This is a genomic window from Nocardia sp. No.11 (assembly GCF_038752175.1).
Taxonomy (GTDB): Bacteria; Actinomycetota; Actinomycetes; order Mycobacteriales; family Mycobacteriaceae; genus Nocardia; species Nocardia canadensis.
In genome coordinates this window covers 21,249-44,183 of sequence record NZ_JBCGFB010000044.1, presented here as the reverse complement: position 1 = coordinate 44,183, position 22,935 = coordinate 21,249, and the positions used below count along the sequence as shown (strand labels likewise).

The following is a 22,935-nucleotide window of genomic DNA, read 5'->3' as shown; positions in this document are numbered from 1 at the left end:
TGCTCGGCTACCTCGCCGCCGTGGTGGGCCGCCTCGCCGCCCGCGCCACCGAGACCCGGCAGCGGCCGACCCGCACCGACCTCACCTCCGCGCTCGCCCACCCGCTGGGCGTGGCGCACTACTTGGCGCTGTGGACCCGGTCGCACTACCGCCATCGCACCGGCACGCTGCGCTGGAAGCAGCGCCCACTGGTCGCGCCGGAGACCGCGAGCGCCCAGCACGCCTGACGCGCCCGGCCGCGCTCAGCGATCGGTGATCCGCAACGAGAATTCGCCGCCCATCCCCCGGCTCGTCGTCAGGGTCAGCCGCAGCCGCGACATACCGTCGACGAGATCGCGATTGCCGCCCCGACGAAGATCCGGCCACAGCCACGAGATCCTCGAACCCCAAGCGATCCGGCGCCACGCGATCCGGCGCCACGCGATCCGGCGCCACGCAGGAAGAGAGCAGATCCGCGGGGCCACCTTCGAACATCGGGTCGGCGAAGGCCTTCGCGCGCAGGCGGTGGGAAGGCGCGTGCGTATCGGGCCGTCGGCGCGTGCTCGGCGAAGGCGGCTGCCGCACGCGCTGTTCCATCGGCCAGGACCAGCACCAGCATGGCGGCCAGGAACACCGTCGAAGCCGTTGGTCGCGTCGACCACCCGCTTGCCGCCGAGCGCGGCGGCGCGTGCGAGTCCGTCGAGTCCCCGCTGAGCCCTCAGGGAACCTCGGTGATCCCCACGGTCGGGAAGAAGAAGCAGGAGCGGCCCGCGTTGTCGGTGGTGCCGAAGACGGCGGCCAGGACGGTGCCGTGGCCGGTGTCGACCGGGACGGCCCGCACACCGCCGACCGGGACGGCGGCGAAGAGGAAGTCGCGGATCGCGGTCTCGGCGATGGGGCGCAGTTCGACGGGGACCTCGGGCGGGACCAGCGCGCGCACCACGTCGGCGATGGAGCCCATCGAGGCCAGCCCGCCGCGCCCGGTGCTGATATTGAGCCAGGCCACCTGCATGCCGGAGGTCTCGGTGGCCGCGGTGTCCGGTGCCAGGCCGTAGGGCAGGAAGGTGAACATCGTCTGGCCCGACTTCACGGCGGTGAGGTCGAGACCGGGGATCTGCACGGCGTTGGCGGGCCACGGGCCGGGCACCGCGCCCGCGACGGCGGGCACGAGCCCGAGGCCGTCGCCCGCGCAGTTCGCGGCGACCGTCGGGTACAGGAACGGTTGGATGCCCAGCGCTTTCAGGGTGTCGACGACGGTCTGATACGCGCCGAGCAGGTCACCGGGACCGGCGGTCGGGGTGGCGGCGGGCGCATCCCTGGTTACCGTCGCGGGCACGGCCGCCGCGGTGGGCGCGGCCAGCAGCAGCGCGGCGGCGCAGGCCGCCAGCGTGGTCAGGGCGGTGAAACGACGCGGCACGGTCACAACGCACTCCTCATCGACGCGGAGACATCCGACGCTACGCCCGTATACGGCGGAATCCGCGCAGGTGAGGCGCGTCGTTTCGTCGGCGCGTCGCGGACAGTGTGCACCAGCGCCGCCCCGGTTCCAAGCTCTGCGCTCACGCTGATCCTTACCGTTGTGAAGTATCGCCGCAGTGCCACATGCTGATTCGGTACCGGCCCCTGTGGTCGGTCACAACCATCCAGAGCGACCGAGAGACCTGGCTCCATGACGTCGCAGCAACCCGCCCGTTCCCGGGTGTGGGTGCTTCCGCCGGGTTCGATGGAGGAGCAAGAGTGGCGAGGTCTGCTGTCGCATGAAGTTTCTGTTGTTCACGCTGGTGACCCGGGCGGTGACCACGCTCAGCCTGTTCGACCCGGTGCGCGCGTCCGAGGACTACGCGACGCTGGACAACCTGGCGGATGGCCGGCTGGAGCTGATCATCGGCAAGGGCAACGGCGCCGCGCAGGCCCGGATCCGGCACGGCAGCGCGACCAGCCGCGAGTCGGTGGAACTGGCCGCGCGCCACGGTGATCCGCTGCTCTCGGCCGACGTCACCAACCCCATCGAGCCGTCTGCCGAACTGGTTCGCCACTATCGGCAGCGCTGGGCCCACTACGGCCGCGACCCCGCCGACGCGCTCGTCGGCGCGGGCACTGCGGGCTTCCACGTCGCCGCCACCTCCCAGCAGGCCAGAGCGGTCTCCACGCCGCTGTTCGAGGCGCGTCGCGCGCTGGCGCGAAAGCTGGGCCTGCCCCTGGTGTTCGACACCATCGACGACTTCCTCGCGCGCAGCTCCGCTCTGGTCGGCAGCCCGCAGGAAGTCATCGACAAGGTCGGCCGCTACCACGAGCAGCTCGGCCACGAGGTGATCCATCTCTCCGCCGAACGCGACGGTCGCGCCGACACCGACTACCTGGGCAGCCTCGAGCTGTTCCAGGCCGAGGTGGCGCCCGAACTGCGCCGCCGCATTCCCAGCCGTCCCCTGGCCGCAGGCCGCGAATTCTCTGGAGTCACCCCGTGATCGGTCCTCGTCATCGTTTCGCCGCCGCCGTCGGCGTCCTGGCTGTCGCCACCTCCGTGGTCGCGTGCGGCAGCGACACCGGCGGATCGGGTGGGCAGGCCGGTCCGCCGCAGCCCGGCGGCACCCTGCGCTACGGGTTGTCCCAGGCCCCGTCGTGCTCGGATCCGGCCCAGGCCGGGTCGAACCAGACCATCTACGTCGCCCGCCAGATCGTCGACTCGCTGACCGATCAGGACCCCAAGACCGGCGCGATCACCCCCTGGCTGGCCAAGAGCTGGGAGGTCAGCCCCGACGCCAAGGTGTTCACCTTCACCCTCGCCGACGGCGTCACCTTCAGCGACGGCACCGCGCTGACCGCGGATTCGGTGCGCGACACCTTCGACGCGATCGTCGAGCTGGGCGGTGCGAAGGCGCCGCTGGGCGCGAGCTACCTGACCAACTACGTCGGCACGACGGCGGTCGACAAGCTCACCGCCCGGGTCGAGTTCAGCCAGCCCAACGCCCAGTTCCTGCAGGCCTCCTCGACGCCGCAGCTCGGCATCCTGGGCCGGGCGACCAATGCCAAGCCGGCCGAGGCCCGCTGCGCGGGCGACAACATCGGCAGCGGCCCGTTCACCTACGCCGCCTACAAGCAGGACGTCTCGGTGACCCTGGCCAAGCGGGCCGGATACCACTGGGGCTCGGCGGTGTTCGGCCATCAGGGCGAGGCCTACCTGGACCGGATCGAATTCACCGTCGTTCCCGAGTCCGGCGTGCGCACCGGCAGTCTCGTCTCCGGCCAGCTCGACGCGATCAGCGACGCGCTGCCCCAGGACGCGCCGCAGATCGAGGCCGTCGACGGCCGGATCCTGTCCACCTCCAACCCCGGCACGCCGTTCGGCTTGCAGCTCAACGTCAATCGCGGCCCGCTGCGCGATCCGGCCGTGCGCCAGGCGCTGCTGCCCGCGCTCGATCGCAAGCAGCTCGTCGACACCGTACTCGGCCCGCAGTTCAAGTTCGCGACCTCGTCGCTGGCCTCGGCGACCCCGGCCTACACGGACCTGTCGGCGAAGCTGCCCAACGACCCGGCCAAGGCGAAGTCGATCCTCGACCAGGCGGGCTGGGTGCCCGGTGGCGACGGTATCCGCGCGAAGAACGGTGAGCGCCTGAGCTTCTCGGTGACCTTCAGCCAGGTCTTCGCGGGCAACCAGGCGATCCTGGAGCTGGTGCAGCAGCAGCTGCGGCAGGTCGGCGTCGAGCTGACGCTCGATCTGGTCTCGGGCCCGGAGAGCACCGCCAAGATGAACTCCAAGGACTACGACTCCTTCTACAGCAACTCCACCCGCGCCGACGGTGACATCCTGCGCACGTCGTTCTCGCTCACCGGCCGCAACCTCAACGCGCGCGGCCCGATCCCGGCGCTGGACGAGACCCTCGACAAGCAGCTGGCCACCAACGATCCCGCGGCCCGCGCCGCGCTGCTCGGGACCGCGCAGCAACTGATCCTCGACAACGGCCTCTACCTGCCCACCGTCGAGCTGTCCCAGGCGATCGGCGCGGCCGCCAACACCCAGGATCTGAAGTTCGAGGCCTCGGCCCGGCTGCAGTTCTTCGATACCTGGCTGAGCGGGCGCTAGTCATGGTCCGCTATGTGGGTTCGCGCCTGCTGCAGGCGATCTGGGTGATGTGGGCCGCGTTCACCATCTCCTTCGCCGTGCTGTACCTGCTGCCCGCCGACCCGGTGTCGATGGCCGCCGACGGCGGCGGCCCCGGCAGCGCCGTCGACAGGGCGGCGATCGCGGAACTGCAGGCACGCTACGGGCTGGACAAGCCCCTGTGGGAGCAGTACGTGACCGCGCTGGGCAACGCGGTGACCGGCGATCTCGGCCGGTCCATCACCACCGGCCAACCGGTCACCGAGGCCCTGCTCGACGTGCTGCCCGCCACGCTCGGGCTGGCCGCGCTGGCGCTGCTGTTCGCCACGCTCGGCGGGGTGGTGCTGGCCTTCGCCGCCACCTACACCCGCCGCCCGTGGCTGCGCAACACCCTCAACGCGCTGCCGCCGCTGGGGGTGTCGGTGCCGACGTTCTGGACCGGCCTGATCCTGTTGCAGCTGTTCTCCTTCCGGCTGCACTGGTTCCCGGCGTTCGGCGGGACCGGGCTGCGCGGCACCCTGCTGCCCGCGCTGACCCTGGCCCTGCCGATCGGCGCGGTGATCGCCCAGGTGCTCGCGGCCGGATTGCAGCAGACCTGGCGGCAGCCGTTCACCGAGGTGGCGCTGGCCAAGGGCGCGTCGCGCTGGTGGGTGCAGCGGCGCCACGTCGCGCGGCTGGCGAGCGTGCCCGCGTTCACCATCGCGGGTGTGCTGGTCGGCACCATGCTCGCCGGTTCGGTGGTGGTGGAGTCGGTGTTCGCCCGCGCGGGCGTGGGCAGGCTGACCCAGACCGCCGTGCTCAACCAGGACATCCCGGTCGTGCAGGGCGTGGTGTTGCTGTCCGCGCTGATCTTCGTCGCGGTGAATCTGACCGTCGACCTGCTCTATCCGCTGCTCGATCCACGCATCACCGGTGCGAGCAGGCGGCGGGCCACCGCGCGCGCCGCGCTCCCGGACACCAAGGCCGATGTCGCCGCGAAGGCGGTGCACAGTGCCTGATCCCACCCCGCCCATCGAGACCGAAGGGAACGTCCATGGTTGACATCCTCGTGCGCCGTGGCACGGTCGCCGAGCGGCCCGACGCGGCCGACGACAGCCACGTACGGACGCACCGTGCCGCCGCGGCGGCGGGCTGGGTCCGCGGGCATCTGGGCCTGGTGCTCTCGGGCGTCGTGCTCGTCGTCGCGGTCGGCTGGGCGGTGGCGCCGTCGGTGTTCGCCTCCGGCGACCCGCTGACCGGCGTGCCCGCCGAGAAGTTCCAGGCGCCCAGCGCGGCGCACTGGTTCGGCACCGACAATCTCGGCCGTGACCTCTACACCCGGATGGTGCACGGCGCCGGGCTCTCGCTCACCGCGACCCTGACCGCCGTCGGGATCGCCCTGGTGATCGGCTCGCTGCTCGGGCTGCTGTCCGGTGCGGCGGGCGGGATCGTCGACACCGCGATCATGCGGGTCGTCGACGTGCTGCTCTCGATCCCCGCGCTGCTGCTGTCGCTGGCCCTGGTGACCGCGCTGGGCTTCGGTACCCGCAATGTCGCGCTCGCCGTCGGCATCTCGCTGATCGCCAACTTCGCCAGGGTGATGCGCTCGGAGGTGCTGCGGGTGCAGCACGCACCGTATGTCGAGGCGGCGCACGCGTCCGGCGTGCGCTGGTACGCGGTGCTCGCCCGGCACGTGCTGCCCAACTCGTTCCAGCCCGTATTGGCGCTGGCCGCCGTGGAATTCGGGATGGCGGTGCTGGCGGTGTCGTCGCTGAGTTTCCTGGGCTACGGCACCAAACCGCCCACCCCCGAATGGGGTTCGCTGATCTCGGAGGGCCGCAACTTCCTCGCGTCGGCGTGGTGGCTGACGACGCTGCCGGGTCTGGTCATCGTCACCGTCGTGCTGTCGGCCCAGCGCCTCGGCCGGTTCGTGGGAAAGGCGGAGACCCGATGAGCGAGTCGGCGGCCACACACCCGACGTCGGCGGAGGAAGCGTCCGCCGCACACGCGGAAGTTCCAGCGCTCCCGGCCGGTCCGCTGCTGCGCGTCGACGAGCTGCGCATCGCCTACCACTCCAGCTCCGGCCGGGTCGACGCCCTGCGCGGCGCCTCGATCGAGGTCGGGCGCGGGGAGGTGGTCGCGCTGGTCGGGGAATCCGGCTCGGGCAAGTCCACGCTGGCGCACGCGGTGATCGGCCTGCTCGGCGATACCGCGCGCTTCGTCTCCGGCGGCATCGACTTCGCCGGCGAGAAGGTCGACCCGACCGACGAGAAGGCGCTGCGGCGCCTGCGCGGCGCCCGGGTCGGACTGGTGCCGCAGGATCCGGGTCTGTCGCTGAATCCGGTTCTGCGCGTGGGTGATCAGGTGGCCGAGGCGCTGCTGGTGCACCGGCTCGCCGATCGGCGCGGCGCCCGGTGGCAGGCGCTGGACCTGCTCGCGGAAGTCGGGCTGGACCGACCCGAGCTGCGGGCACGGCAGTTCCCCCACGAATTGTCCGGTGGACAGCGGCAGCGGGTGCTGATCGCCATCGCGCTGGCCTGCGGACCGGAGCTGATCATCGCCGACGAGCCCACCAGCGCCCTGGACGCGACGGTGGCCCGCCAGGTGCTGGATCGGCTGGCGGAACGGATCGCGGCCCGCGGCACGGCCGTCCTGCTGATCACCCACGATCTGGCCGTCGCCGCCGAGCGGGCCGATCGGCTGATCGTGCTCGAACGCGGCGAGGTGGTCGAATCCGGTCCTGCGGCACAGGTGCTCACCCACCCGCGGCATCCCTACACACGTCGGCTGCTCGCCGCCTCCCCCGCGCTCGCGCCCGCCGGCTTCCGCCCGCCGCGGGCCAGAGCCGAGTCACCGCTGCTGTCGGTGCGCGCCCTGCACAAACGGTTCCACGCGGCCGAGGTGACCGCGGTCGACGATGTCGGGTTCACCCTCGACCGGGGCGAGACCCTCGCGCTGGTGGGCGAATCCGGTTCGGGCAAGTCCACCACCGCGCGCATCGCGCTGCGATTGACCGAACCCGACAGCGGCACGGTGACCTTCGACGGGCACGACCTCACCAGGGCGCGCAGGCGCAGGCTGCGCGAGCTGCGCAGGCGCTTCCAGGTGGTCTACCAGAACCCGTACTCGTCACTGGATCCGCGCTGGCAGGTCGGCGACATCATCGCCGAACCCCTGCACGCCTACGGCGTCGGCGACCGCGCCGCGCGAACCCGCCGGGTGACCGAACTGCTCGACCAGGTCGCGCTGCCCGCCGAGTTCACCGCGCGCAGGCCCGCCGAGCTCTCCGGCGGCCAGCGCCAGCGCGTCGCCATCGCCCGCGCGCTGGCCCTGCGGCCCGACCTACTCGTGCTCGACGAGCCGGTCTCGGCACTGGACGCCTCGGTGCAGGCGCAAATCCTCGACCTGCTCGACGGGCTGCAAGCCGAGCTCGCGCTCGGCTACCTGTTCATCTCCCACGATCTGGCCGTGGTCCGGCAGATCAGCGACCGGGTGGCGGTGCTGCGCCACGGTCGCATCGTCGAAACCGGGCCCACCGCCACCCTGTTCACCGATCCGCAGCACGACTACACGCGCGAGTTGCTCGCCGCGATTCCCACACCGAGCGTCCGGATCGACCCCCTCGACGGAAAGGACCCCACCCGATGAGCGAAGGCACGCTGTTCCTTGGCATCGAGACCGCGGGCACCGGAACGCATCCCGCGTCCTGGCGACGCGCGGACTCGCGTGCCGAGGATCTGTTCACCGCCGGCTACTGGACCGAGGTGGTGGCGCGCGCCGAACAGCTCGGCGCCGACGCGATATTCCTGCCCGACGCGTTCGGCCTGCAGGACGGCGGCACCGCGGTGACCCGCGGCAGACTCGACGCCGTCGCGATCGCCGCCCGCGTCGCCCCGCTGACCCGCCGGATCGGGCTGATCCCGCAGGCGCCGCTCACCCACACCGAGCCGTTCCACGTGTCCAAGGCGATCGCCGCGCTCGATTTCGCGAGCCTGGGCCGGGCCGGCTGGGAAGTGGGCGTGTCCGCCACGGCCCAGGAGGCGAAGGCTTTCGGCCGCAAGGCGGTTCAAGATCGCACCGACCTGTGGCACGAGGCCGACGAGGCGATCGAGGTGGTGACCCGGCTGTGGGACAGCTGGGAGGACGGCGCCGAGATCCGCGACGTGCCTACCGGCCGGTTCATCGACCGGGATCGCCTGCACTACATCGATTTCGCCGGGGACCACTTCTCGGTGAAGGGCCCGTCCATCACGCCGCGCTCGCCGCAGGGTCAGCCGATCGTGACGGTGCGCGCCGACGACGCCGTGGCCGTCGACGTCGCCGTGCGCCGCGCCGATCTCGTGCGGATCAGCGCCCCCGATCTGGCCACCGCCGCCGCGCACCGCGTTTCGCTGCGCGCCGCCCTCGCCGCGGCGGGCCGCGATCCGGACACGGTCCGGGTGCTGCTCGATCTCACCGTGCACCTGGCCGATTCGGCCGAGCGGGCCAGGGCTGAGGTCCGCGAGCTGGATCAGTGGCTGGGGCAGCCGATCGACGATCCCGGGCTCACCCAGGTCGGCACCGCGGGCGAACTCGACGACCTGCTCGCCGAGATCGGCGGTTCGGCCGTCGCCGACGGTGTGGTGCTGCGACCGCTGGCGCTGCCCGCCACTCTCGCCGCGCTCACCTCGCGCCCCGAACGGGCGACGGGCACCCTGCGCGAACAGCTCGGCCTCCCCCGCCCGGCCAGCCGTTATGCCGCCGCGACCACGCAAGGAGCAGCACTGTGAACGCGAAGCCACGCAAGCAAGTCCATCTCGCCGCGCACTTCCCCGGCGTCAACAACACCACCGTGTGGGCCGATCCGGCGTCGAAGTCGCAGGTCGATTTCGCCTCGTTCGAGCACCTGGCGCGCACCGCCGAACGCGGTCTGTTCGACTTCTTCTTCCTCGCCGAGGGGCTGCGGCTGCGCGAACACCGCGGGCGCATCCACGATCTGGACGTGGTGGGCAGGCCGGACACCTTGACCGTGCTCAACGCCGTCGCGGCGGTCACCGATAGGCTCGGCCTCGCCGGGACCATCAACAGCACCTACAACGAGCCGTTCGAGCTGGCCAAGCAGTTCGCCTCGCTGGATCACCTCTCCGGCGGCCGCGCCGCCTGGAACGTCGTCACCTCCTCCGACGCGTTCACCGGCGAGAACTTCCGCCGCGGTGGCTATCTGGACCACAGCGACCGCTACCGCCGCGCCGCCGAGGTGGTCGAGGCGACGAAGACACTGTGGGACAGCTGGCCCGCCGACGCCCTCGTGATCGACCGGGAGCGCGGCGTCTTCGCCCACGAGGTCCCCACCACGGCCGTCCGCAGCAGCCAGTTCGACATCGAGGCGCCGTTCGTGCTGCCACCGAGCCCGCAGGGTCATCCGGTGCTGTTGCAGGCGGGCGATTCCGACGAGGGCCGCGAATTCGGCGCCAAGGCCGCCGATGCCATCTTCACCGTGCACGGCACCCTCGAGGCGGGGCAGGCGTTCTACGCCGACATCAAGGGCAGGCTGGCGAAATACGGCCGCTCCCACGACGAACTGCTGGTGTTCCCGGCGGCGACGTTCGTGCTCGGCGACACCGAGGCCGAGGCGCACGAGCGGGCCAGGCACATCCGTTACCAGCAGGTGAGCCCGCAGACCGCCATCGCCTTCCTCGAACAGGTCTGGGGCCGCGACCTGTCCGGCTACGACCCCGACGGTCCGCTGCCCGACATCGAGCCCGACACCACGACCGAGATCACCCGCGGCCGGGTGCGGCACGCGAAAGATCCACTGGCCGTGGCGAAGGCGTGGCGCGCGCAGGCCGAGGCCGCGAACCTGAGCATCCGCGAGCTCATCATCGAGGTCACCACGCGCCAGCAGTTCATCGGCACCCCGGTCCAGGTCGCCGAGCAGATCGACCACTACGTGCAGTCCGACGCCGCCGACGGATTCATCCTCGTCCCGCACCTCACCCCCGCCGGGCTCGACGAGTTCGTCGACCGGGTGGTGCCGGAATTGCAGGAACGCGGCAGTTTCCGCACCGCCTACACCGGCACCACGCTGCGCGACCACCTCGGTCTGCGTCATCCCCACCACCCCACCGTCGCCGAAGGAGCACGCGCGTCATGACGATCACCGTCGATACCACCAGCACCGCAACCACGTTCACCGACGACTGGCACCGCTGGCACAACGCCCGCGAGGACGGCCTGCGCGACCCGCTGGGCTGGCTCAGCCTCGCCGGACTGCACTGGCTCACCGACAGCCCCGAGCGCATCGACGGCCTGCCGGGCACCTGGTGGGTGACCGACGGGAAGGTGTTCATCACCGCCCAGCCCGCCGACCGGCTCGACGTCGACGGCGAGCGGATCGGCGGCGTGCAGATCTTGGTCCCGGCCGAGGGCGCGCCCGGGCTGAGCGTGTTCAACGAGGAGCGGGTCTTCGAGGTGATCCGGCGCTCCGGGCAGTTCGCGGTGCGGGTGCACGACCCGGCCGCGCCGACGCTGGCCGCGTTCACCGGCGTGCCCGCCTACCCGGCCGATCCGCGCTGGGTCGTCACCGGGCGGTTCACCCCGTTCGACAGCGCGCGCACCGTCACCACCGGCGCGGTCGTCGACGGACTCGAACACCACCACAGTGCCGCGGGCACCATCGAATTCCGGATCGGTGACACGACCGAGACCCTGGTCGCCTTCGGCACCCCCGCCGATCTGAAGGTGCTGTTCACCGACGCCACCAGCGGTGTCACCACCTACCCCGCGGCACGGTCGCTGGCGATCGGGGCGGTCGAGGCCGACGGGACCGTGACGCTGGACTTCAACCGAGCGGTCAACCTGCCGTGCGCCTTCAGCGACTTCGCGACGTGCCCGGTCGCGCCGGCCGAGAACCGGCTGCGGGTGGCGATCGAAGCGGGAGAACAGGATCCGACGCTGTGACCGTTCCGCTGTCGATCCTCGACCTCTCGCCGATCAGCGCCGGGTCCTCCGCCGCGCAGGCCGTGCGCAACACCATCGAGCTGGCCCGGCGGGCCGAACAGTGGGGTTACCACCGGTATTGGCTGGCCGAGCACCACTTCGTGTCGGTGGCCAGTTCGTCGTCACTGACGCTGCTCGGGCTCGTCGCGGCCGCGACCTCCCGGATCCGGGTCGGCACCGGCGCGGTACAGGTGGGCCACCACACCTCGGCTTCGATCGTCGAGGCGTTCGGCACCGTCGACGCGGTGGCGCCGGGCCGGCTGGATGTGGGGTTGGGCCGGTCGGGACATCGGCGCAGCCAGTTCGGGGCCGAGACCTCGACCACCAAGGGCGGGCGGCCGGTGCTCGACGCCCTCGTCGGGCGCACCGAGATCCGCGACGGCGTGGTGGTGCCACCGCCGTTCGATCCGCGCGGGATCACCGACCGGTCCAAGTTCGCCGCCTCGCTCGAGGCCTTGCAGCAGCCCGGCGCGCAGGCGCAGGACTTCCCCGAGCAGGTCGCCGACGTGCAGGCCCTGCTCGAGGGAAGCTATATCGGCTCCAATGACGTAGCGCTGCACGCTGTTCCCGGCGAGGGAGCCGAGGTGGAGCTGTGGCTGTTCGGCAGCACCGCCGGGGAGAGCGCGGAACTGGCGGGTCGCCTCGGCCTGCCGTTCGCCGCCGCCTACCACGTCGCCCCCGGCACCGCGCTGGACGCGGTCGAGGCGTACCGGGCGGCGTTCCGGCCCTCGGCCACCCTCGCCGAACCCCACGTGATCGTCTCCGCCGACGTGGTCGTGGCCGCCGACGAGGACACCGCCCGCCACCACGCGAGCACCTACGGCCACTGGGTGCACAGCATCCGCAGCGGTTCCGGCGCCTGCGAATACCTCGACCCCGACACCGCCGCCCCCCTCACCCCCGACCAGCTCCGCCTCGTCGAGGACCGCCTGGCCGCCCAGATCGTCGGCACCCCCGACACCGTCACCGAGCGTCTCCGGGCCCTGGCCGAGCTCACCGACGCCAGCGAACTCCTGATCACCACCATCACCCACCACCACACCGACCGCTTGGAATCCCACCGCCTCCTGGCCGACGCCTGGGGGTTACGCACCGCCCGCGCCGCCTGAACTGCGAGGGGCGGCGCCGCGACCACCGCGGCGCCGCCCCTCGTCCATTCACGAAATACGTTGCACCACAACACGGGAGCGGGCCGCCGCACGCGGCTTCCCATACCCGCCGACCCGAGCTCGGAAAGGTCTACGGGGTTCAGTCGAAGAGATCCGCTGTCTCCGCTGCGTCGATCGCGCGTCTCAGCCAAGCATCGAGCTGGTTCAGGTCTCGGCAACCCTGGATACGTTCCCGCTGGTCGTCGGAGACAGCGAGTCGACGGGTACCGAGGACCGTCAGGATGCTGGCCGCGGTGGCTTCTTCACGGCCCTCTTCACGGCCCTCTTCGCGGCCTTCTTGTCGGCCCTGCTCGACATACTTACGGGCGATCCGGCCCTGGTATTCGTAGGTCATCGTCATCAATTCCTCCAACCGTCGGCTGGCCGCCTCGGACAACACCTCATCGACCAGGTCATGGTACATCCGCGCACGCTCGTCATCGGTCTTCGTCAGGCCGACGAGGAGAGCGGTGAAGACCTCGTCGGAGTGGGGGCCGTTGCCGTGCGCCATGGCTGAGAGGACCGCCCGTTCCGGGGAGGACGCGGCCTCCCTGGTCGCGAATTTCGTGATGCGCCAACAGCGTTCGGCGAGTCTGGTGCGCCGCGCCGTTTGCTGTCCGGAATATCCGGAGTCGAGTCGGCTTGGACGCGGGCGTGTTCGCAGCCCGCAGGCGCAGCGGAGATCGATCGATTGCCGCTGCCGCGCGGATCTGATCTATACGTAGGCGTATATCAGGGGTACGCTCCCTCCATACGCATCCGTACGGAGAGGGGTTTCTCATGCGAGTTCCGGCAGTGGCGCATACCGGGCGGGGGTGGCGTATCCACGAGATCACGCCGGATTTCGAGGTCGAGGACGTGTGGCGGTTTCGGACGCCGGGTGGGGCGGCGGGGGACTTTCCGGCGCTGCTCGCGGCGTTGCGGACGGCGCGGGCGTCGGAGTCTTCCGGGGTGAGCGGGGTGTTGTTCGAGATCCGGTGGAAGCTGGGGGCGGTGCTGGGGTGGGATCGGGAGGCGGCGGGGGCCGGGCGGCGGGTGGCGTCGTTGCGGGATCGGCTGCCCGCCGACCTGCGGGAACTGCCGCGACCCGACGACGCGGGGAGCCCGTTCACCAGCCTGTACGCGCTCGACGACGAGTACGCGGCCGAGATCGCCAACGGCACCGTGCACGGGGTGATGCACCTGGGGTGGGTGCCCGACGACGACGGGCCCGGCTACCACCTGCAGATGGCGGTGCTGGTGAAGCCGAACGGGGTGTTCGGGCGCGCCTATATGGCCTTCATCAAACCGTTCCGCTACCTGATCGTCTATCCGGCGATGACCAGGAACTGGGAACGCGTGTGGACCGAGCTCGCGCTCACGCGCTGAGCGGGGCCGCCGTCACGCCGTAACCGAGATTGGTGAGCACCTCGCTGGTCGCCTTCGCGAAGTTGAGGGTGATGAAATGCAGGCAGGGGGCGCCCTCGTCGATCAGGCGCTGAGCCATCTCGGTGGCGATCTGGATGCCCTCGGCGCGCACGGCCGCCTTGTCCTCTTCGGGGCCGGTGCCCGCGGCGCGGGTCAGCCGGGCCAGCACCGACGGCTCCAGCGGACGGCCGCAGAGTTCCTCGGCGCGCTGCACGGTACGCAGCGAGGTGATCGGCATCAGCTCGGGAATGATCGGCTTGGCGCCCTCGATCGGGTCCATGGCCACCACCCGGTCCCGCAGCCGCAGGTAGTGCTCGACGTCGAAGAACATCTGGGTGATCGAATACTCCGCGCCCGCACGCAGTTTCGCGGCGAGCTGGCGGGTGTCGTGGTCGAGGTCGGGCGAGCGGTGGTGCCCCTGCGGGAACGAGGCGACACCGACGTGGAAGTCGCCCAGATCGCGCACGATGCGCACCAGTTCCTCGGCGTACTCGACGCCCTCGGGATGCTTGCGCCACTCCCCGAGCGGATCGCCCGGCGGGTCACCGCGCAGGACGAGCAGGTTGCGGATGCCGGAATCGGCGTAGGAGCCGACCAGCGCGCGCAACTCGTCGATGCTGTGACCGACGGCGGTGAGGTGGGCGACCGGGAGCAGGGTGGTCTCGGTGGCCAGCTCACCGGTGATCCGCACGGTGCGGTCCTTGGTGGAGCCGCCGGCGCCGTAGGTCATCGACACATAGGCCGGGTGCATGCACTCGAACTCGCGGACCGCGCGCCACAGCCGGGCCTCGCCCGCCGCGTCGCGGGGCGGATTGAACTCCACCGAGAAGGGCACGCCGCTGCCCGAGTGGGCACGCAGGCTCTGCACCACCGAGGGGGTGTTCGAGACGATCGACTGCTTCCGGGCGGGTCGATCAGGGGTCGAACGTCCCCGTCCATCGTCGAATGTCACCGGTTCAGTGTAGTGGTGCGCCCCGGCACCGCGGCGCCGACCGGGAATCGACGACCGCGACCGGCCGAAATCGGGCACGGACCTGCCGCTCGTTCGTCAAGTCCGCTGAACGCGATCCGCGCGAGGGGCAGACACCGCCGAATCGCCGGGTGTGGGGTCGGTCGCAGCGGCCGTGTGCGCCGACGACACCCCCGCGCCACCCGCGTATTCTGCGACGGAACGCCGGTGATCGCGCCGCCGCGTGCGATCGACGTCCATCCGCTCGCCCACTTCCGCACCTGGAGGCCACCCTGTCCGCCGGAATCGGTACCCCGCTTTCCCGGTCCGTCGCCGACACCCCGGCTTCGGTCGATCTCGTCACGCTCACGCCGGGCACGCCCGCGTTCGTCGCCGCGGTCGAGCAGGTGCTGGCCGATTTCTTCGCGTCCCGGCGCGAGATCGTCGAGCCGCTCGGCCCGGTCTTCGTCGACGCCGCCGAGGCGCTGGAACAGTTCGTCATCCGGGGCGGCAAGCGCACCCGGCCCGGCTTCGCCTGGACCGGCTGGCTCGGCGCGGGCGGCGATCCGGCCGGACCCGACGCGGCCGCGGTGCTCACCGCCTGCTCGGCGCTGGAACTGGTGCAGGCGTGCGCGCTGGTACACGACGACATCATCGACTCCTCGCAGACCCGGCGCGGCTACCCGACCGTGCACATCGAGTTCGAGGACCGGCACCGCGCGGCGGGCTGGCCCGGTGACGGCGCCGAGTACGGCCGCGCCGTCGCCATCCTGATCGGCGATCTCGCCCTGGCCTGGGCCGACGACCTGGTCCACGAGGCCGGGCTCGCCCCCGCCGCGCTGGCCCGGTTCGCGCCGGTCTGGGCGCGGATGCGCACCGAGGTGCTGGGCGGGCAGTTGCTCGACATCAACGGCGAGGCCGGTGGCGACGAATCGGTGGAGGCCGCGCTGCGGATCAACCGGTACAAGACCGCCGCGTACACGATCGAACGCCCCTTGCACCTGGGCGCCGCGCTGGCCGGAGCCGACGACGCCCTGGTGGCGGCGCTGCGGACCTACGGCACCGATGTCGGCATCGCCTTCCAGCTGCGCGACGACCTGCTCGGGGTGTTCGGCGACCCCGCCGTCACCGGCAAGCCGTCCGGCGACGACCTGCGCGAAGGCAAGCGCACGGTGCTCATCGCGGAGGCGCTGCGGCGCGCCGAGCCGGCACCGGCGGCCCTGATCCGCACCGGGCTCGGCACCGATCTCGACGACGCGGCCGTGGACCGGCTGCGCGCGCTGCTCACCGAGCTCGGCGCGGTCGACGAGGTGGAACGCCGGATCACCGAGCTCACCGACACCGGCCTGCGCGCCGTGGCGACGAGCAGCGCGACCGCGCAGGCCAAGCAATTACTGCACGACATGGCGCTGGCCGCCACCCGCCGAACCGCCTGAGCCCGCCATGAGAAGCGTGGTGGGACAGACGAACCATGTCGTCGTGGTCGGCGCGGGCTTGGCCGGGCTGGCCGCGGCGCTGCATCTGCGCGGCGCGGGCCGCGAGGTGACCGTGCTCGAACGGGCCGATCATCCGGGCGGCCGGGTCGGGCGCTACCGGTTCGACGACTACGAGATCGACAACGGGGCCACCGTGCTCACGCTGCCGGAGCTGATCGACGAGGCGCTGGCCGCGGTCGGGCGGACGCGCGCGGACGTCGGCCTGCGCGTGCACCGCCTCGCGCCCGCCTATCACGCCCGCTACGCCGACGGCACCGACATCCGCGTCTACGACGACGCCGAGACGATGGCCACCGAGGTCGAGCGAGCTTGCGGACCGACCGAGGCCCGCAACTACCGGCGGCTGCGCGCCTGGCTGGGGCGGATCTACGACGCCGAGTACGACGAGTTCATGGACGCGAACTTCGATTCGCCGCTGGACCTGGTGCGCAGCGGCGAAGCACGGGCGGGGCTGACGGCGCTCGCCCGCCTCGGCGGCTTCGGCAAGCTGGGACCGCGGGTGCGGTCCTACCTGCGCGACGAGCGGCTGGCCCGGCTGTTCACCTTCCAGGCGCTCTACGCGGGCACGGTGCCGGACAAGGCGCTGGCGCTCTACGGCGCGATCCCGAACATGGACACCTGCCTGGGCGTCTACTTCCCCGAGGGCGGCATGCGCGCGATCACCGCCGCGCTCGCCGAGGCGTTCACGGCGGCGGGCGGCAACCTGCTCCTCGGGGCCGAGGTCGTCGGGATCGACTATGCGGCCGGCACGCGCAAAGGCCGCCGCGCCGAGGCGGTTCGCACCGCCGACGGCCGCCGGGTCGCCTGCGATGCCGTCGTCCTCACCGCCGATCTCGGCGCACTGCCCCGATTCGGCCTGCGCCACCGGCGCGGTCTGCGGGCCTCACCGTCGGCGGTGGTGGCCCACGGCACGGTGCCCGCCGAGGTCGCCGCGCGGTGGCCGGTGCAGGCCCATCACACCATCGATTTCGGGGCCGCCTGGGCCACGACCTTCACCGAGATCGCCGCGCGCCGCGGCCGCGGACGGGTCATGAGCGATCCGTCCCTGCTGCTGACCCGGCCCGCACTGACCGACGCCGGTCTGTACGTCGAGCGCGCCGACGGCCGCCATGAACCGTTCTCGCTGCTCGCGCCGTGTCCCAATCTGGACGCCGCGCCGCTGGACTGGGACCGCCTCGCCCCGGCCTATCTGCGCGAACTGCTCGCGGAGCTGGAGCGGCGCGGCTACACCGGGATCGCCGAGCACTTCCGGATCGACCACGTCGACACTCCGGTCACCTGGGCGGCGCAGGGCATGATCGCCGGCACACCGTTCTCGGTGGCACACCTGTTCCGCCAAACGGGTCCGTTCCGGCCACGCAATCTGCCAAGGGGCGTGGACAACGTCGTTCTCGCAGGTTGCGGCACCACTCCGGGGGTGGGCGTGCCCACCACCTTGCTGTCGGGCAAGCTGGCCGCGGCACGAATCACCGGCAGCCGGACGCGCAACGCCACCGACCACCGGGCTAGTGTTCCAACGTGAAGCCGTAAACTGACGGCCGACTTATCAGCTCGCGGTTGCGACCGCCGACCATCCGGGGGGACCGACCGAACATGCCGCCCCCTGAGACGACCGTAGGCCCCATGGACACCACGCGCACCCTCGAGCCGCAGCGCCACATGCCCACCGGGACCGATCCCGGCGTCCGGTCCCGGCTACGGACCGCGGGTGACTTCATCCGCAGTCCCGAAGGCCACGCGGCCGTCATGGGGTTCTTCGGCGCGGTCATGATCACCTTCGGCGGTTTCGGCGCGGGCGCCGTGCGCAAGCGCGACCCGCTGCTCGAGGCACTGCACCTGTCCTGGCTGCGGTTCGGCCACGGCTACGCGCTCTCGACGATCGTCATCTGGATCGGCGTCCTGCTGATGATCACGGCGTGGGTTCGGCTGGGCCGCAACACCCTCGGCAAGGACGGCGGGCACGTCACGCTGAACGAGCTGCGGGCCATCGTTGGCATCTGGATCACGCCGCTGCTGTTCGCGGCGCCGATGTTCAGTCGCGACGCCTACTCCTACCTCGCCCAGGGCGCGCTGCTGCGCGACGGTTACGACCCCTATCAGGTGGGTCCCGTCGCCAATCCCGGTGTGCTGCTGGACAACGTGAGCCCGGTCTGGACCACCACCACCGCGCCCTACGGCCCGATGTTCCTGCTCATCGGCCGGGTGCTCACCATGCTCACCGGCGACAACGTCATCGCGGGCACCATCGCGCTGCGCGTCGTCATGCTGCCCGGCCTGGCGCTGATGATGTGGGCGGTGCCGTACCTGACCAAGCACCTGGGCGGGAAGCCGACCGTGGCGCTGTGGCTGGCGGTGCTCAATCCGCTGGTGCTGGTGCACCTGATCGGCGGCGTGCACAACGAGATGCTGATGGTCGGGCTGATGTGCGCGGGCATCGCGCTGGTGCTCGAACGCCACCATGTGGCCGGCATCGTGGTCGTCGCGATCGGCGTCGCCATCAAGGCCACCGCGGGCGTCGCGCTGCCGTTCCTGGTGTGGATCTGGATCCTGCACGAGAAGGAGCGTCGGGCCGCCGAACGGGGCGCCTCCGATCCCGAGGTGTCGGAAGACCAGAAGCATCCCGACGCGGCCCGCCCGTCGGCGGACATGCCGCATCCGCTGTTCGTCTTCGCCAAGATCGCCGGTATCGGTGTCGGGGTGTTCGCGCTGGTGTTCGGCGCCGCCTCGGTGATCGCGGGGGTCGGGTTCGGCTGGGTCACCGCGCTGCAGGGCTCCAACAAGATCATCAACTGGCTCTCGCTGCCAACGATCCTGGCGCACATGGTCACCTGGGTGACCCCGCTGCGCCTGGACTCCGTGCTCAGCGTGACCCGCGAACTGTGCAAGATCGCCCTGGTGGTGTTGCTGGTCGCCATCTGGTGGCGGTTCCGGCATTCCGAGCGGGAGGCCGTCCTCGGCATCGTGATCGCGTTCGTCGCGATCGTGCTGCTCTCCCCCGCCGCGCTGCCCTGGTACTACTCGTGGCCGCTGGCGCTGGCCGCCGGTTTCGCGCTGTCGACAGTGACCCTGCAGTGGCTGGTCGGGCTGTGCACCTGGTTGATGCTGGTGTTCCAGCCGGACGGGTCGATCGGGCTGTACAACTTCTGGCACGTCGCGCTGGCCACCTTCGCCGCCGTCGTGGCCGCGGTGTCGCTGCGGACCGTCGATCCCCTGCACCTGCGATCGGCCAGTTCCCGGCCCGTCACCAGGGAACCGGCGCCCACCGTCCGGGCATGAGCGATCGGGGTCCGGGCGCGGTCGCGCCGGAAGACCTGACCGGGCCGGCGGCCGACGCCGCTGTGATCCCGCTCGATGCCGCGTACGCGAGTTGTCGGCGCATCGCCGCCGAGCACGGTCGCACGTACTACCTGGCGACCACCCTGCTCACACCACCGCGGCGCCGAGCCGTGCACGCGCTCTACGCCTTCGCGCGCATGGTGGACGACATCGTCGACCACGCCGACAACCCGGCCCGGGTCCTCGACCCCCGCGACGGCGCGTACCTCGCCGGTTCGGAGCTGAGCCCGGCCCAGCACCTCGATCTGGTCGAACGGCAATTCCGGCTCGCCCTCGAACAGGGCGTGATCGATACCGGCGACCCGCGTCGTCGGCAGATCCTGACCGCCGCCGCCGACACCATCGCCCGCTACGACATCGCGCACACCCACTTCTGGACGTTCCTCGACGCCATGCGCATGGACGTGCCCGGCACCGACGGCCACCGCACCCGCTACGCCACCATGACCGAGTTGCGCGAGTACATGCGTGGTTCCGCCGCCGCCATCGGCCTGCAATTGCTGCCGGTGCTCGGCACGGTCGTCCCGGTCGCCGACGCCGAACCGGCCGCCGCCGCGCTGGGCGAGGCCTTCCAGCTCACCAACTTCCTGCGCGATGTCGGTGAGGACCTCGACCGCGACCGGATCTACCTGCCCACCGAGGAGCTGGCCGCCTTCGGCGTCGACGAAGCCCACCTGCGCGCGTGCCGTGCCACCGGGCGCACCGATCAGCCGCTGCGCCGCGCGCTGGCACATCTGATCGCCGTCAATCGCGATGTCTACCGCCGCGCGGAGCCCGGTATCGCGCTGCTCGAGCCCCGGGTCCGGCCGGCGATCCGCACGGCGGCGGCGCTCTACGCCGAGATCCTCGACCGTATCGAGGGGGCCGACTTCCAGGTGTTCCAGCGAAGGGCGACGGTGCCCAACCGTCGGCGAATCCTGGTCGCCGCCAAGGGGTTCGCCACCGTACGGCGCTGACGCGGCCGGGCGGCCCGCGGCGTCACATCATCGGACTGCCGCGATCTCGGGCCGTCCGCCGACGTGCCAAGCCCCGGCACCGACCGATGCCGTCGGTTCAGCCCGCGATCTCAGGGCGTTCGGCCAGGCCCAGGCGCAGGTGCTCGCTGTGGTAGACAGCCTCGTCGAGCAACTGGGCGACGTGCTGGTCGTAGAGGCTGTAGACGATGCTGCGGCCGGCGCGGGTGCCGGTGACCAGGCCCAGATTGCGCAGCAGCCGCAGCTGATGCGACACCGCGGACTGCTCCATCCCCACCGCCTCGGCGAGTTCGGTGACCGGTCGGGGCCCCTGGCGCAGTTCGGACAGGATCAGCAGTCGGCTCGGGGTGGCCAACGCTTGCAGGGTGGTCGCCACGTGCGCGGCGGCCGCGGCGTCCAGCCGCGTCGCCGGACGGCCGCCTTCCACACCGTGTCCCATGGCGTGGAGTGTAGCGGACCAGCACACATGAATATCTCTTCATATGATCTGTTATTCTCGGGTCCTCGTTCCCCGCCTCGGAGGTGCCCTGTGGTCTCGTCCACCGCCACGCCGACCCGCGCCGTCACCGCGTCCCGCGCTTCGACCACGCGGACCCGACTGTTCGCGATTCCCGAGATGCGCTGGGCCGCCACGGCGACCGCGCTGTTCGCGCTCGGTCTGCTCGCGAAGCTGACCGGCGGACCGTCCTGGCTGTGGTGGTCGCTGCTGCTGGCCTGCTACCTCGCGGGCGGCTGGGAACCCGGTCTGGCGGGTCTGAAAGCGTTGCGGGACAAGACCCTCGACGTGGACCTGCTGATGGTGGCGGCCGCACTCGGGGCGGCGGCGATCGGCCAGGTCGTGGACGGGGCGCTGCTCATCGTCATCTTCGCGACCTCGGGTGCGCTCGAGGCGCTGGCGACCACGCGTACCGAGGACTCGGTGCGCGGCCTGCTCACCCTCGCCCCCGACACCGCGACCCGGCTCACCGACGACGGTGAACAGACCGTCGCCGCCGTCGATCTCGCGATCGGCGAGGTGATCCTGATCCGTCCCGGCGACCGGATCGCCGCCGACGGCCGGGTCGTCGACGGCGCGAGCGAGGTCGACCAGGCCACCATCACCGGTGAACCCCTGCCGGTGGACAAGGCCACCGGCGACGAGGTGTTCGCCGGGACGCTCAACGGCACCGGCGCGCTGCGGGTCCGGGTCGAGCGCCGGGCCGAGGATTCGGTGGTCGCGCGGATCGCGGCGCTGGTCGAGGAGGCGGGTCGCACCAAGGCCAGGACCCAGCTGTTCATCGAGAAGATCGAGCAGCGCTATTCGATCGGCATGGTCGTCGCGACGCTGGCCGTCTTCATCGTTCCGCTGATCTTCGGTGCACCGCTGCGGGATTCCCTGTTGCGCGCGATGACGTTCATGATCGTCGCCTCCCCCTGCGCGGTGGTCCTGGCCACGATGCCGCCGCTGCTGGCCGCGATCGCCACCGCGGGCCGCCACGGCGTGCTGGTGAAGTCGGCGGTGGTGATGGAACAGCTGGGCGCGACCACCCGGGTCGCCTTCGACAAGACCGGCACGCTCACCCGCGGCATCCCGGACCTCGTGGAGATCCACCCGCTGCCGGGCAGTGCGGTCTCCGAGGATCAGATCCTGTGCCTGGCCGCCGCGGTCGAGCACCCGAGCGAACATCCGCTGGCCGCGGCGACCGTCCGCGCTGCCCGGCAGCGGGGTCTGGACCTCCCCGTCGTCCACGACTTCGCCGCACAACCCGGTCGTGGCGTGTCAGGGCGGGTCGACGACCACCACCTGCGCATCGGCTCGCCCACCGTGCTCACCGGCGATCTCAGCTCGGTCGCGGACGCCGCGCGAGTGCGGCACGGGTCCAACGCCAGGCCGACGCGCTCGATCGCCGCCGCGGAGATCGTCGCGACGGTACACTCCCGTGGCCGCACGGCGGTCGTGGTGCTGCGCGAGGACGAACCGGTGGCGGTGCTCGGCTTCACCGATCAGGTCCGCCCCGAGGCGGCGGGCGCGGTGGCCGCGCTCGCCGAATCCACTGGCAGCACACCGGTTCTGCTGACCGGCGACAACCCCGCCACCGCGGACCGGCTCGCCCGGCAGCTCGGGATCGGCGAGGTGCGCGCCGGGCTGCTGCCGCACGACAAGGTCACGGCCGTGCGGGAGCTGGCCGCGGGCGGCCACCGGGTGACCATGGTCGGTGACGGGATCAACGACGCGCCCGCCCTGGCCGCCGCGCAGGTGGGGATCGCGATGGGTGGCGCGGGCTCGGATCTGACGGTGCGGACCGCGGACGCCATCGTCGTCCGGGACGACCTGACCACCATCCCGGCCGTCATCGCGCTGTCGCGGCGCGCGCGCCGGGCGGTGCTGGCCAACCTCGCCATCGCGGCGAGCTTCCTCGGCGTCCTGGTCGTCTGGGACCTGGTCGGTCATCTCCCCTTGCCGCTCGGCGTGCTCGGGCACGAGGGTTCGACGGTCCTCGTCGGCCTCAACGGCCTGCGACTGCTGCGCTCGTCCGCCTGGCGGCGGGCACACGATCAGGCGGCCGGACACGGCGCATCCTGAGCGCCGGCGTCTTCCCGGGGCCGCAGG

20 protein-coding genes, 1 pseudogene and 1 riboswitch are annotated in these 22,935 nt (G+C 71.5%); of the genes and pseudogenes, 16 read left to right on the top strand and 5 right to left on the bottom strand.

Going from position 1 to position 22,935, the window contains the following annotated elements:
• A pseudogene (locus V8688_RS16055) lies at positions 1-227 on the top strand (glycosyl transferase); the annotation flags it as partial.
• Between the two features lie 15 nt (positions 228-242).
• Here V8688_RS16055 and V8688_RS16050 read toward each other — a convergent pair.
• Together V8688_RS16050 and V8688_RS16045 are read right to left on the bottom strand one after the other, a co-directional pair.
• Positions 243-464, bottom strand: a complete 222-nt coding sequence (locus V8688_RS16050; RefSeq protein WP_342801137.1) for a hypothetical protein — start codon at positions 462-464, stop codon at positions 243-245.
• A 233-nt stretch (positions 465-697) separates the two neighbouring features.
• Positions 698-1,402, bottom strand: a complete 705-nt coding sequence (locus V8688_RS16045) for a hypothetical protein (RefSeq protein ID WP_218717238.1) — start codon at positions 1,400-1,402, stop codon at positions 698-700.
• A gap of 213 nt (positions 1,403-1,615) precedes the next feature.
• A riboswitch (SAM riboswitch) is annotated at positions 1,616-1,709 on the top strand.
• A gap of 27 nt (positions 1,710-1,736) precedes the next feature.
• Here V8688_RS16045 and V8688_RS16040 point away from each other — a divergent pair.
• The 9 genes from V8688_RS16040 to V8688_RS16000 are packed head-to-tail and all read left to right on the top strand — an operon-like array spanning position 1,737 to position 12,144.
• Positions 1,737-2,444: an LLM class flavin-dependent oxidoreductase gene (locus V8688_RS16040; RefSeq protein WP_342801136.1), complete on the top strand. Its 708-nt coding sequence runs from the start codon at positions 1,737-1,739 to the stop codon at positions 2,442-2,444.
• Complete coding sequence (locus tag V8688_RS16035; protein WP_342801135.1) at positions 2,441-4,060, top strand: ABC transporter substrate-binding protein; 1,620 nt, start codon at positions 2,441-2,443, stop codon at positions 4,058-4,060. Before V8688_RS16040 ends, V8688_RS16035 begins: the two co-directional genes overlap by 4 nt.
• A 2-nt stretch (positions 4,061-4,062) precedes the next feature.
• Positions 4,063-5,076 carry an ABC transporter permease gene (locus V8688_RS16030; RefSeq protein WP_342801134.1) on the top strand — a complete coding sequence of 338 codons (1,014 nt, stop codon included), beginning with the start codon at positions 4,063-4,065 and terminating at the stop codon, positions 5,074-5,076.
• Positions 5,077-5,111: 35 nt separating this feature from the next.
• A complete protein-coding gene (locus tag V8688_RS16025; protein WP_342801133.1) occupies positions 5,112-6,011 on the top strand; it encodes an ABC transporter permease in 900 nt (299 codons plus the stop codon).
• Positions 6,008-7,705, top strand: coding sequence for an ABC transporter ATP-binding protein (locus V8688_RS16020; RefSeq protein ID WP_342801132.1), 1,698 nt, complete (start codon positions 6,008-6,010; stop codon positions 7,703-7,705). Before V8688_RS16025 ends, V8688_RS16020 begins: the two co-directional genes overlap by 4 nt.
• Positions 7,702-8,826: an LLM class flavin-dependent oxidoreductase gene (locus V8688_RS16015; protein WP_218717244.1), complete on the top strand. Its 1,125-nt coding sequence runs from the start codon at positions 7,702-7,704 to the stop codon at positions 8,824-8,826. Before V8688_RS16020 ends, V8688_RS16015 begins: the two co-directional genes overlap by 4 nt.
• Positions 8,823-10,190 carry an NtaA/DmoA family FMN-dependent monooxygenase gene (locus tag V8688_RS16010; RefSeq protein ID WP_316573315.1) on the top strand — a complete coding sequence of 456 codons (1,368 nt, stop codon included), beginning with the start codon at positions 8,823-8,825 and terminating at the stop codon, positions 10,188-10,190. Before V8688_RS16015 ends, V8688_RS16010 begins: the two co-directional genes overlap by 4 nt.
• Entirely contained in the window at positions 10,187-10,996 is an 810-nt protein-coding gene (locus tag V8688_RS16005; protein ID WP_218717246.1) for a DUF1684 domain-containing protein, read from the top strand. Before V8688_RS16010 ends, V8688_RS16005 begins: the two co-directional genes overlap by 4 nt.
• Positions 10,993-12,144 carry an LLM class flavin-dependent oxidoreductase gene (locus V8688_RS16000; RefSeq protein ID WP_342801131.1) on the top strand — a complete coding sequence of 384 codons (1,152 nt, stop codon included), beginning with the start codon at positions 10,993-10,995 and terminating at the stop codon, positions 12,142-12,144. Before V8688_RS16005 ends, V8688_RS16000 begins: the two co-directional genes overlap by 4 nt.
• Before the next feature lie 139 nt (positions 12,145-12,283).
• Here the strand turns inward: V8688_RS16000 and V8688_RS15995 are convergent, their stop codons facing one another.
• The gene (locus V8688_RS15995) at positions 12,284-12,694 is read right to left on the bottom strand and encodes a hypothetical protein (RefSeq protein WP_218717248.1); all 411 of its coding nucleotides are present in this window, start codon (positions 12,692-12,694) and stop codon (positions 12,284-12,286) included.
• A gap of 269 nt (positions 12,695-12,963) precedes the next feature.
• On the opposite strand from V8688_RS15995, the gene V8688_RS15990 reads away from it, so the two are divergent.
• The gene (locus V8688_RS15990) at positions 12,964-13,551 is read left to right on the top strand and encodes a DUF2867 domain-containing protein (protein ID WP_218717249.1); all 588 of its coding nucleotides are present in this window, start codon (positions 12,964-12,966) and stop codon (positions 13,549-13,551) included.
• Here V8688_RS15990 and V8688_RS15985 read toward each other — a convergent pair.
• Entirely contained in the window at positions 13,541-14,461 is a 921-nt protein-coding gene (locus V8688_RS15985; protein ID WP_308248405.1) for a methylenetetrahydrofolate reductase, read from the bottom strand. The two genes, V8688_RS15990 and V8688_RS15985, sit on opposite strands and share 11 nt — an antisense overlap.
• A 485-nt stretch (positions 14,462-14,946) precedes the next feature.
• Between V8688_RS15985 and V8688_RS15980 the strand changes: the two genes are divergently transcribed.
• The 4 genes from V8688_RS15980 (at position 14,947) to V8688_RS15965 (ending at position 20,327) form a co-directional block, all read left to right on the top strand.
• Positions 14,947-15,975: a polyprenyl synthetase family protein gene (locus V8688_RS15980; protein ID WP_308248406.1), complete on the top strand. Its 1,029-nt coding sequence runs from the start codon at positions 14,947-14,949 to the stop codon at positions 15,973-15,975.
• 7 nt (positions 15,976-15,982) lie between these two features.
• Positions 15,983-17,557, top strand: coding sequence for a phytoene desaturase family protein (gene crtI / locus V8688_RS15975; protein WP_218717251.1), 1,575 nt, complete (start codon positions 15,983-15,985; stop codon positions 17,555-17,557).
• A gap of 137 nt (positions 17,558-17,694) precedes the next feature.
• Positions 17,695-19,311, top strand: a complete 1,617-nt coding sequence (locus V8688_RS15970; RefSeq protein ID WP_255587363.1) for an alpha-(1->6)-mannopyranosyltransferase A — start codon at positions 17,695-17,697, stop codon at positions 19,309-19,311.
• Positions 19,308-20,327: a phytoene/squalene synthase family protein gene (locus V8688_RS15965; RefSeq protein WP_218717253.1), complete on the top strand. Its 1,020-nt coding sequence runs from the start codon at positions 19,308-19,310 to the stop codon at positions 20,325-20,327. The genes V8688_RS15970 and V8688_RS15965 overlap by 4 nt, the downstream gene beginning before the upstream one ends.
• 97 nt (positions 20,328-20,424) lie before the next feature.
• Here V8688_RS15965 and V8688_RS15960 read toward each other — a convergent pair whose 3' ends face one another.
• Positions 20,425-20,784: a metalloregulator ArsR/SmtB family transcription factor gene (locus V8688_RS15960; protein WP_218717254.1), complete on the bottom strand. Its 360-nt coding sequence runs from the start codon at positions 20,782-20,784 to the stop codon at positions 20,425-20,427.
• A 90-nt stretch (positions 20,785-20,874) separates the two neighbouring features.
• Here V8688_RS15960 and V8688_RS15955 point away from each other — a divergent pair, with 90 nt between their 5' ends.
• Positions 20,875-22,908, top strand: coding sequence for a heavy metal translocating P-type ATPase (locus tag V8688_RS15955; RefSeq protein ID WP_342801130.1), 2,034 nt, complete (start codon positions 20,875-20,877; stop codon positions 22,906-22,908).
• Positions 22,909-22,935 lie beyond the last annotated feature (27 nt).